This is a genomic window from Corynebacterium sp., from assembly GCF_030535495.1.
Lineage (GTDB): Bacteria > Actinomycetota > Actinomycetes > Mycobacteriales > Mycobacteriaceae > Corynebacterium.
Map to the genome: position 1 here is coordinate 1 of NZ_JAUNRW010000043.1, position 8296 is coordinate 8296.

General features: G+C 68.0%; 9 protein-coding genes. 2 read left to right on the top strand and 7 right to left on the bottom strand.

All coding sequences use genetic code 11. The annotated features are described in order from the left end of the window. The coding region (gene lepA / locus Q4F73_RS06930; RefSeq protein ID WP_303358628.1) for a translation elongation factor 4 at positions 1 to 1745 on the bottom strand (1745 nt) is incomplete at its 3' end. Positions 1746 to 1875: 130 nt separating this feature from the next. On the opposite strand from lepA, the gene Q4F73_RS06935 reads away from it, so the two are divergent. Beyond that, the gene (locus Q4F73_RS06935) at positions 1876 to 2469 is read left to right on the top strand and encodes a type II toxin-antitoxin system PemK/MazF family toxin (protein ID WP_303358629.1); all 594 of its coding nucleotides are present in this window, start codon (positions 1876 to 1878) and stop codon (positions 2467 to 2469) included. A gap of 200 nt (positions 2470 to 2669) precedes the next feature. Further along, a complete protein-coding gene (gene rpsT / locus Q4F73_RS06940) occupies positions 2670 to 2933 on the top strand; it encodes a 30S ribosomal protein S20 (RefSeq protein WP_303358630.1) in 264 nt (87 codons plus the stop codon). Positions 2934 to 2987: 54 nt separating this feature from the next. Here the strand turns inward: rpsT and Q4F73_RS06945 are convergent, their stop codons facing one another. The 6 genes from Q4F73_RS06945 to Q4F73_RS06970 all read right to left on the bottom strand — a co-directional run bounded on the left by Q4F73_RS06945 (position 2988) and on the right by Q4F73_RS06970 (position 8119). Next, positions 2988 to 3635 (bottom strand): LysE family translocator, encoded by a 648-nt coding sequence (locus Q4F73_RS06945; protein ID WP_303358631.1) that lies wholly within the window; start codon positions 3633 to 3635, stop codon positions 2988 to 2990. Beyond that, positions 3632 to 4021, bottom strand: a complete 390-nt coding sequence (locus Q4F73_RS06950; RefSeq protein WP_303358632.1) for an ankyrin repeat domain-containing protein — start codon at positions 4019 to 4021, stop codon at positions 3632 to 3634. The genes Q4F73_RS06945 and Q4F73_RS06950 overlap by 4 nt, the downstream gene beginning before the upstream one ends. A 9-nt stretch (positions 4022 to 4030) precedes the next feature. Then, positions 4031 to 4984, bottom strand: a complete 954-nt coding sequence (holA, locus tag Q4F73_RS06955) for a DNA polymerase III subunit delta (RefSeq protein WP_303358633.1) — start codon at positions 4982 to 4984, stop codon at positions 4031 to 4033. A gap of 1 nt (position 4985) precedes the next feature. Beyond that, on the bottom strand, positions 4986 to 6587 hold the full coding sequence (locus Q4F73_RS06960; RefSeq protein WP_303358634.1) for a ComEC/Rec2 family competence protein: 1602 nt from the start codon (positions 6585 to 6587) through the stop codon (positions 4986 to 4988). Next, positions 6584 to 7210: a ComEA family DNA-binding protein gene (locus Q4F73_RS06965; protein WP_303358635.1), complete on the bottom strand. Its 627-nt coding sequence runs from the start codon at positions 7208 to 7210 to the stop codon at positions 6584 to 6586. Before Q4F73_RS06965 ends, Q4F73_RS06960 begins: the two co-directional genes overlap by 4 nt. A gap of 99 nt (positions 7211 to 7309) precedes the next feature. After that, positions 7310 to 8119: a DegV family protein gene (locus tag Q4F73_RS06970; protein ID WP_303358636.1), complete on the bottom strand. Its 810-nt coding sequence runs from the start codon at positions 8117 to 8119 to the stop codon at positions 7310 to 7312. Between the last annotated feature and the right edge of the window lie 177 nt (positions 8120 to 8296).

The following is an 8296-nucleotide window of genomic DNA, read 5'->3' on the forward strand; positions in this document are numbered from 1 at the left end:
AGCTTGCGCTTACGGGAGATGTCACCGCCGTAGCACTTGGCCAGGACGTCCTTGCGCAGGGCGCGGATGTTCTCACGGGCGATGATCTTCGACCCGATCGCCGCCTGGACCGGCACCTCGAACTGCTGGCGCGGGATGAGCTCCTTGAGCTTGACCGTCATCTTGTTGCCGTACCACTGGGCGTTGTCCTTGTGGACGATCGCCGAGAAGGCGTCGACCGGCTCACCCTGCAGGAGGATGTCGACCTTGACCAGGTCGGCGGCCTGCTCACCGGCCTCCTCGTAGTTGAGGGAGGCGTAGCCCTTGGTGCGGGACTTGAGCATGTCGAAGAAGTCGAAGATGATCTCGCCCAGCGGCATGAGGTAGCGCAGCTCGACGCGGTCCTCGGAGAGGTAGTCCATGTTCTTCATCTCGCCGCGCTTGGACTGGCACAGTTCCATGGTGGAACCGACGAACTCGCTCGGCACGATGATGGTGACATTGACCATCGGCTCGTAGACCTCCTGCAGCTTGCCGCCCGGCCAGTCCGAGGGATTGTGCACGTGGTGCTCCGTGCCGTCCTCGGCGATGACGCGGTAATCCACCGACGGGGAGGTGGAGATGAGGTCGAGGTCGAACTCGCGCTCCAGGCGGTCGCGGGTGATCTCCATGTGCAGCAGGCCGAGGAAGCCACAACGGAAACCGAATCCGAGAGCCACGGAGGTCTCCGGCTCCCAGGTCAGGGAGGCGTCGTTGAGCTGCAGCTTCTCCAGGGCCTCACGCAGCGCCGGGAAATCGGCCTGGGAGATGGGGAACAGTCCGGAGTAGACCATCGGCTTGGGGTCGGCGTAGCCCTGCAGGGCCTCCTCGGCGCCCTTGTCCGCCCAGGTGACGGTGTCACCCACCTTCGACTGGCGCACGTCCTTGACGCCGGTGATAAGGTAACCGACCTCACCCGGGCCCAGGCCCGCGCACTTCTTCGGCGTGGGCGAGACGATGCCGATCTCCAGCAGCTCATGGTTCGCGCCGGTGGACATCATCTTGAGGCGCTGGCGCGGGGTGAGCTTGCCGTCCATCATGCGGATGTAGGTGACCACACCGCGGTAGGTGTCGTAGACGGAGTCGAAGATCATGGCGCGGGCCGGGGCCTCGGGGCCGTAATCGGAGGTCGGCGCCGGAATGAGCTCGGTGACCTTGTCCAGCAGCTCCGGCACACCCTGACCGGTCTTGCCAGACACGCGCAGCACATCCTCCGGCTCGCAGCCGATGATGTTGGCGACCTCGAGGGAGTACTTCTCCGGGTCGGCGGCCGGCAGGTCGATCTTGTTGAGGACCGGGATGATCTCCAGGTCCTTCTCCATCGCCATGTAGAGGTTGGCCAGGGTCTGGGCCTCGATGCCCTGGGCGGCGTCGACCAGCAGGATCGCACCCTCACACGCCTCGAGGGCACGGGAGACCTCATAGGTGAAGTCGACGTGGCCGGGGGTGTCGATCATCTGCATGACGATCTCCTCACCCGCGAACTCCCCCGACTGCGGGATCCACGGCAGGCGGACATTCTGCGCCTTGATGGTGATGCCGCGCTCCCGCTCGATGTCCATGTTGTCGAGGTACTGGTCACGCATGTCGCGGGCCTCGACGACGTTGGACAGCTGCAGAATGCGGTCAGCCAGCGTCGACTTACCGTGGTCGATGTGCGCGATGATGCAGAAGTTACGGATCCGGGAAGGATCGGTGAACGTCTGCTCCGCGAAGTTCTTCGGCATGTGTGGTGGAGGTTCCCTTCTGGTATGACTCCCCCACTCTACCCAACGCCCACCCAATGTTTAAGTGACCTGGATTCCGGCCCCGCGGCGGCATTACACTGGGACGACACAGGACAACCCGGGAGGACCCATGGGCAGCAACGGCAACGGACGCGGCGTGCACCACCCCGCCGTCCCCGGGGCCGAGCGCCCGTCCCTCCTCGACCGCCTCCGCCAGGCGTTCATCGGACCGACCGCCTCCCCGCTGGACTCGGGGCTCTCCCGCATCAACGAACGCCTCGGGCTGCAGACCGACCTGCGCCCCGAAGCCGTCCGCGCCGCCGCCTCCGCCATCCGCGTCGAGGCCACCGAACGCATGAGCCGCAACATCTACTACGCACCCGACATGGACGGCCAGGCCGAACCCGGCGAGGTGGTGTGGATCTGGGCGCCTTCCGACGGGCCGGACATGCCGCCGCGCGAACGCGCCATGCTCGTCGTCGGCCGTGACCGCCACACCATCCTCGGCCTGCTCATCTCCCCCAACCCGCAGCACGAGGGGGCGGAATCCTGGCTCGACATCGGCGCCGGCGAGTGGGATGCCTCCGGCCGCCAGTGCTGGATCCGCCTCGACCGCGTTCTCGAGGTCTCCGAGCAGGGCGTGCGCCGCCAGGGGGCGCTGTTCCCGCAGCGGCGTTTCGAACGCATCGCCAACCGCCTGCGCACCACCTACCGCTGGGGATAGGCAATTGGGTGTGCGCTGCTCGCGCTGGTAAGGTTTCTCCCTGTTATTCACTTCCGGGCGCGCACGGTCGGGACGGACAGGACCTTGGGTCCGTTCTCAGAACACCGGCGCCGAGCGATCACTGCAGGTCAGTGGTTGCGGGACACGTCCGCTGGTGGGTTACCGACACCATTTCTCCACGAGACCAAGAGGTATCTTTCATGGCAAACATCAAGTCCCAGATGAAGCGCAATCTCACCAACGAGAAGGCACGCGTCCGCAACCAGGCTGTCCGCTCCGCCGTCCGCACCGAGATCCGCAAGTTCCGCGAGACCATCGAGGCCGGCGACAAGGCTGCTGCCGAGGCTCAGCTGCGCACCGCCTCCCGCGCTCTGGACAAGGCTGTGACCAAGGGCGTGTTCCACCGCAACAACGCCGCCAACAAGAAGTCCTCCATGGCCCTGGCCTTCAACAAGCTCGGCTAAGGAACTTCACGTTCAGAATGAACCCGGCTCCCCCTCGTGGGAAGCCGGGTTTTTTCATGCCTGCAGATCCTCCACCCCGTTGAACACCAGCACCAGACCGGCGACGATGAAAAACAGGCCGGAGATGATGTCGATCATCGGGCCGGCGCTCAGGAGTTTGCGGCGCATCGCCGGGGTGGACACCAGCAGCGCCATGCCCATCTGCAGGACGATCGCGGAGATCGACAGCATCGCCACCACTCCCACGGCCAGCAGCGCCGAGGGGGCTGGTGGCAGCAACGGGGCGATGAGCGCGGAAAGGAACAGGACGATCTTCGGGTTGGACAGGTTCGTCGTCAGCCCGTGCAGGAAGGCGTGCCGCAGGCGTCCCAGGCGCGCGGCGGCCTGCTCGAGGTCGGCGGGCGGGTCCTTGCGCTCGGCAAGGCCCCCGGAGACCAGGCCGTAGCCCATCCACACCAGCCACGCGCCGCCGATGAGCTGCAGGAACCCCAGTATCGCCGGGAAGGCGTTGAGGAGCGCGGCGAAGCCGAGGACGGTGAGGGTGCACCAGAACAGCACCCCGATCTGGATGCCCAGCACGGTGGCCACCGCGTGCCGGCGGGAGCGGATCGCGGTGCGGGTGATCAGCAGGATGTCAGGCCCGGGTGAGGCCGCTCCGGCGATGTTGAGGACGAACAGCGCAGCCCACTGCGCGAGGCTCACTCCTGCACGCCGAGGCGAGCCAGTGCGTCCTGCATCTGGAACAGCCGGGCGGTCTCCACGGCAGAGGGGGCTCCGGCGTGCGGATCCGCGCCGGCGGCGACGAGGACGTCGACGACCTCGTCGTACTTCTTGAACACGGCACCCGCCAGCGGGGTCTGGCCGCGGTTGTTCTGCTTATCGACGCCCGCGCCACGCTCCACCAGCGCCCGGACAATGGAGGTGTGTCCGGCATAGGCCGCCAGCATGAGCAGGGAGTTGCCGTCCTGGTTGGCCAGGTCGGGGCTGACCCCGTTGTCGAGGTACTCGAGGAGCGTGGCATCGCCGTTGCGGGCCATGTCGAACAGTCGGGTGGCGAGCTCGCGCACGTCGTCAGGAATCTCGGTCATGTACCGACTTTAACCCGCCAGCTCCGATACCCGTCGCACCGCATGCTCGATGGCGAACTCCGGATCCCCGCCCTGGCCCTTGACCTCGGCGTCGAGCTCGGCCATGAGGATCACCGCGCGGGAGACGTTGTCCCCGCTCCAGCGGCGGGCCACCTTGGCGGTCTTCTCCACCAGCCACGGAGCCATGCCCACCTGCCCCGCCAGTGCCTGGTAGTTCGTGGTGCGCGTCGAGTACAGCCGGGCGATCCCGGCCACCTTCATGCTCAACGCGGTGGCCAGGGCGACCGGGTTCATCCCCAGCTGCAGGGCACGGCGGCAGCTGGCCACCGCGCGGGCGGTCTGCCCGGTGACGGCCAGATCGGCGATGTCGAAACCGGAGACCTCGGCCACGCCCTCGTAGTAGGAACGGACCTTCTCCACGGTGACGTCCCCGTCCGTGTCCGCGACCAGCTGGGAGACGGCGGAGGCCAGTTCGCGCAGGTCCGAGCCGACCCCCTCCAGGAGGGCGTGGATGACATCCGGAGTGGGACGCACACCGTGGGACCGGAACTCATTGGTCACCCAACCGGGTCGATCCTTCGGCTTGAGGGGGGTGGCCTCGTGCACCTGGGCGAGCTTCCGGTACTTGGCCACCATCGCCTTCTGCCGACCCCCGCCGGTGTGGTGGATGATGATGGTGATCCCCGGCGCGACGTCCTTGCACGTGGCCAGCAGCAGGTCGTTGGGTTCCTTGCCCGCGACCTCCGTGTGGGTGATGATGACGGCCCGGTCCTCGCCGAAGAGGGAGGGGGAGGTGGCGTCGATGAGCTCGGGACCACTGACCTCGCTGGCCCGCATGACGGTGAGTTCCAGGTCAGGGGCCTCGGCGCGCAGCTGCTCGAGCAGGGAGCGGCGGATGCGCTCGCCGATGAAGTCCTCTTCACCGAGGATGAGGTGCACGGGCGCGACAGACATGCTGCCCATCCTAGAACCTCCCGTCGCGGGCATGTTGGGTGCCGTCGGTGTGGAGGGTGACCTCCCCGTCGCGGTCCGGAAAAAGCACGGGGACGCCGTCGCGCGTGACCGTGGGCCGCGTGGCGGGTCTGCCCGTGGGATCACGGACGACGATCACCTGGGTGCCCGGCGGAGCCCGATCGACGGCCTCGATGTCGGCGACGACGTGGACGTTGAGGCTCTCCAGCGGGATCTCCGGGGCCGGGCGGGAGAGGTCCGCGTTCCACAGCCACCACGTCAGCAGGACGGTGAGGGTCAGGCGTGGGCGGTTGGCCACGATTCCGGCGAGGATCCAGCCGTAGGCGATGAGCACCCACACCGGTTCGGCCGGGACGGTGGACATCGGCAGGCTGGCGCACCAGGTGGCCACGGTGTGGATCCACCAGGTGCAGGGTTCCAGAATCTTCAGCGGCAGCCAGGCGAGCGGGCCGGGGAGCAGCGAGAGTCCGGCGGCGAGCAGTCCGAGGACGGTGACGGGGGCGACGGCCGGGGCCACGAGAACGTTGGCCAGGACGGAGACCAGCGAGACCTCGCCGGCCATGAGCGCGATGATCGGCAGGGTGACGATGTCCGCGGCGATCGCCACCGCCAGGGCGCGGACCAGGATCTCCGGGAGCCGGGTGCGGGCGAGGGGCCGGAACAACAGGGGGTGCAGTGCGATGATCCCGGCGGTGGCTGCCACCGAGAGGGCGAAGCCGTACGAGACCGCCAGGTCGGAGTCCCATACGATGAGCCCGATCACCGCCAGGGACAGACCGTGGATGGGTTCGAGCCGGGAGGAGCCGAGGACCGCGAGCAGACCAACGAGGCCCGTGGCTGATGCCCGCAGCACCGAGGGTTCCGTGCCCACCAGACCGACGAAACCGAGCAGTGCCGCGGTCGCCGCGGCCACCTGCACGCGGGGGCCGAGGGTGAGTAGCCGGCAGCAGATCACGGCGAAGGAGGTCACGATCGCCACGTTCGCCCCGGAGACGGCCGAGAGGTGGGACAGTCCGGTTGCGATGTAGAGCTGCTGGTCGGTCTGAGACTGCGCGCCCACGTCACCGAGCACCATGCCCGGTATGAGCCCGCGGGAGGACTCCCCCACCGTGGAATCGACCGCCGCGCGCAGGGAATCGCGCACCAGGGCGGCGACATGGCCCATGCCCTGCGGGCCCGTCAGGGTGGTGAGGTCCCCGGCCCCGGTGAGCGTGGCCACACCCGCCCTCGTCGACTCTGACCATGTCGCTTCGACGAGTACCCGGGTGCCCGTCGCAGGGTCGTCCTCGCTGAAGATCGTCAGTGGCGTGGGGTGTCCGGGCACAGACACACGAACGTGTCCCGTCCCGGAGCTGACGACGCGGCCCACCACCTCCGCCGGTGGCGACCACCCGGCGGCGCGCTGCTGGCGCCACACCGTCAGCCCCGCCGCCACGCATCCCAGGACCGCGGTGAGCAGTGCCTGCCCGGAATGCCGCCACCAGCGCAGCAGGAGGGGGAGGATGAGGAGGGGGAGGACGGGGGCGTCGATAAGCAATGCCAGCGTCACCGCCCACACCATCACGGCTGCGGGGACCAGCCGGAGCTCGCTCACAGGGTGACCTGGTCGCGCAGTGCCTCCAGTTTCGCCGGCCCGATGCCCTTGACCTCGAGGAGATCATCCACGGCACCGAAGCCGCCGCTAGTCTCCCGGTGGCTGACGATCGCGGCGGCAGTCGCCGGTCCCACCCCCGGCAGCTGCGTGAGATCGGCGACGGTGGCGGAGTTGAGCGATACCCCGCCACCTGCCGTGTCGCCGTGATGGGTCTCCCCTAAGACGGGGACCACCAGTTGTTGGCCGTCGGTGAGTTTCTGGGCGAGGTTGAGGGAGTGCAGGTCGGCATCGGGTAAGGGGGTGACCTGCTGGAGTGCGTCGTGTACCCGGGCGCCCGGCGCGAGGGTGAGCAGACCCGGTTCTGTCACCGCCCCGACCACCGACACCACCAGTTCCTCCTCCAGTTCCGCGACCGGCCCGACCTCGGGTAGCTCGACGGGCACCGGATCCGGGGAGCGGGACTGGAACAGCAGCATGCCCGCGACCACGACGAGGACGGCAAGCGCGGCCAACGCAGCCTGCCGGAGGCTGATGTGCAGGCGCGGGGTGGGGTAGGTGACGTCGAGAAGCGTTTCTTCTCCGGTCGGTCGGGTGAGATCCTTGAGGCGATCCAGCGGGCTCATGTCCCTGACGCTAGGAGCCGGGCCGCCCCGGGGAAAGAGCGGCGGCCGCAGCCTGTGGACAGAATTGGTGAAAAGTCACCCATCTGTGGATAACCTGCCCTAGGCGGGAACGACATCCTCCGGATGCGACATGAACACCGCTGACACCCCGACAGCACCCATGCCGGTGTGCACCGCCAGGGTGGCCTCCATGGGCAGGGTCATGAGGCTGGAGCCGTCCGGGAGCACCTCATCGAGCATGCCCTCGAGGTGGGTGGCGGAATCCGCGGCGTCATTGTGCTGGATGGCCACGAACACGGGCCGCCCCTCCGCACGCTCGATGACCAGCTCCACCAGGCGGGTGAACGCCTTCTCCTGCGTGCGGGTCTTGCCCACCAGCTCCAGCTTGCCGCCGGTGATCGACATGATCGGTTTGGTGGCCAGCAGGGTGGCCGACAGGGCGGTGCCGGTGGAGATGCGCCCGGACTTCCGGATGTCCTCGATGCCGTGGAGGTAGACCCAGGTGGCGGAGCGCCCGAGCGTATCGACGGCAATGTCGTGACACGTCTGCAGATCCGCACCCTCGGAGGCCAGCTTCGCGGCCGTCATCGCCGCGGCCCCCACGGCCATGCCGACGGAACCGGTCTCAATGACCCTCACCTGCTCCTCGGGGAACACGGCGGCCGCCTGCACGGCGGCGGACCAGGTGGAGGACAACTCCTTCGCCAGGTGCAGGGCGAGGACCCCTTCGTCGCCCCCGCGCTCGAGCTGCCGGGCGTACGCCGCCACCAGTTCCAGGGCGGACAACCCGGCCGTGGAGGCGCCGTCACCGTCGGACATGAGGTGCAGGTCAACGACCGTGATACCCAGTTCCTGGACCACATCGGCGGGCAGCCCCGCGGATGAGTCGGTGACGATTCTGACCGGCATTTAACCCATGTTCCATCCGTCGAGGTACCACTGGGCGTCAGCGACCGTGTCCGGGGTGAACACCGGTGCGGTCGACTTCGGGGCGCCGTGGGAGATGTCGTCGAGCGCATCGCGGCTGCCCGGCAGGTAGCGCGGGCGGGCGGTGAGCTCCGAACGGCGGGTGTTCTTCAGCCCGGA

Excerpts from the sequence above, each read along its gene's own strand:
- Q4F73_RS06935 (WP_303358629.1), top strand. The coding sequence starts at position 1,876 with ATGGGCAGCAACGGCAACGGACGCGGCGTGCACCACCCCGCCGTCCCC.
- rpsT (WP_303358630.1), top strand. The coding sequence starts at position 2,670 with ATGGCAAACATCAAGTCCCAGATGAAGCGCAATCTCACCAACGAGAAG.
- Q4F73_RS06950 (WP_303358632.1), bottom strand. The coding sequence starts at position 4,021 with ATGACCGAGATTCCTGACGACGTGCGCGAGCTCGCCACCCGACTGTTC.
- holA (WP_303358633.1), bottom strand. The coding sequence starts at position 4,984 with ATGGGCAGCATGTCTGTCGCGCCCGTGCACCTCATCCTCGGTGAAGAG.
- Q4F73_RS06965 (WP_303358635.1), bottom strand. The coding sequence starts at position 7,210 with ATGAGCCCGCTGGATCGCCTCAAGGATCTCACCCGACCGACCGGAGAA.
- Q4F73_RS06970 (WP_303358636.1), bottom strand. The coding sequence starts at position 8,119 with ATGCCGGTCAGAATCGTCACCGACTCATCCGCGGGGCTGCCCGCCGAT.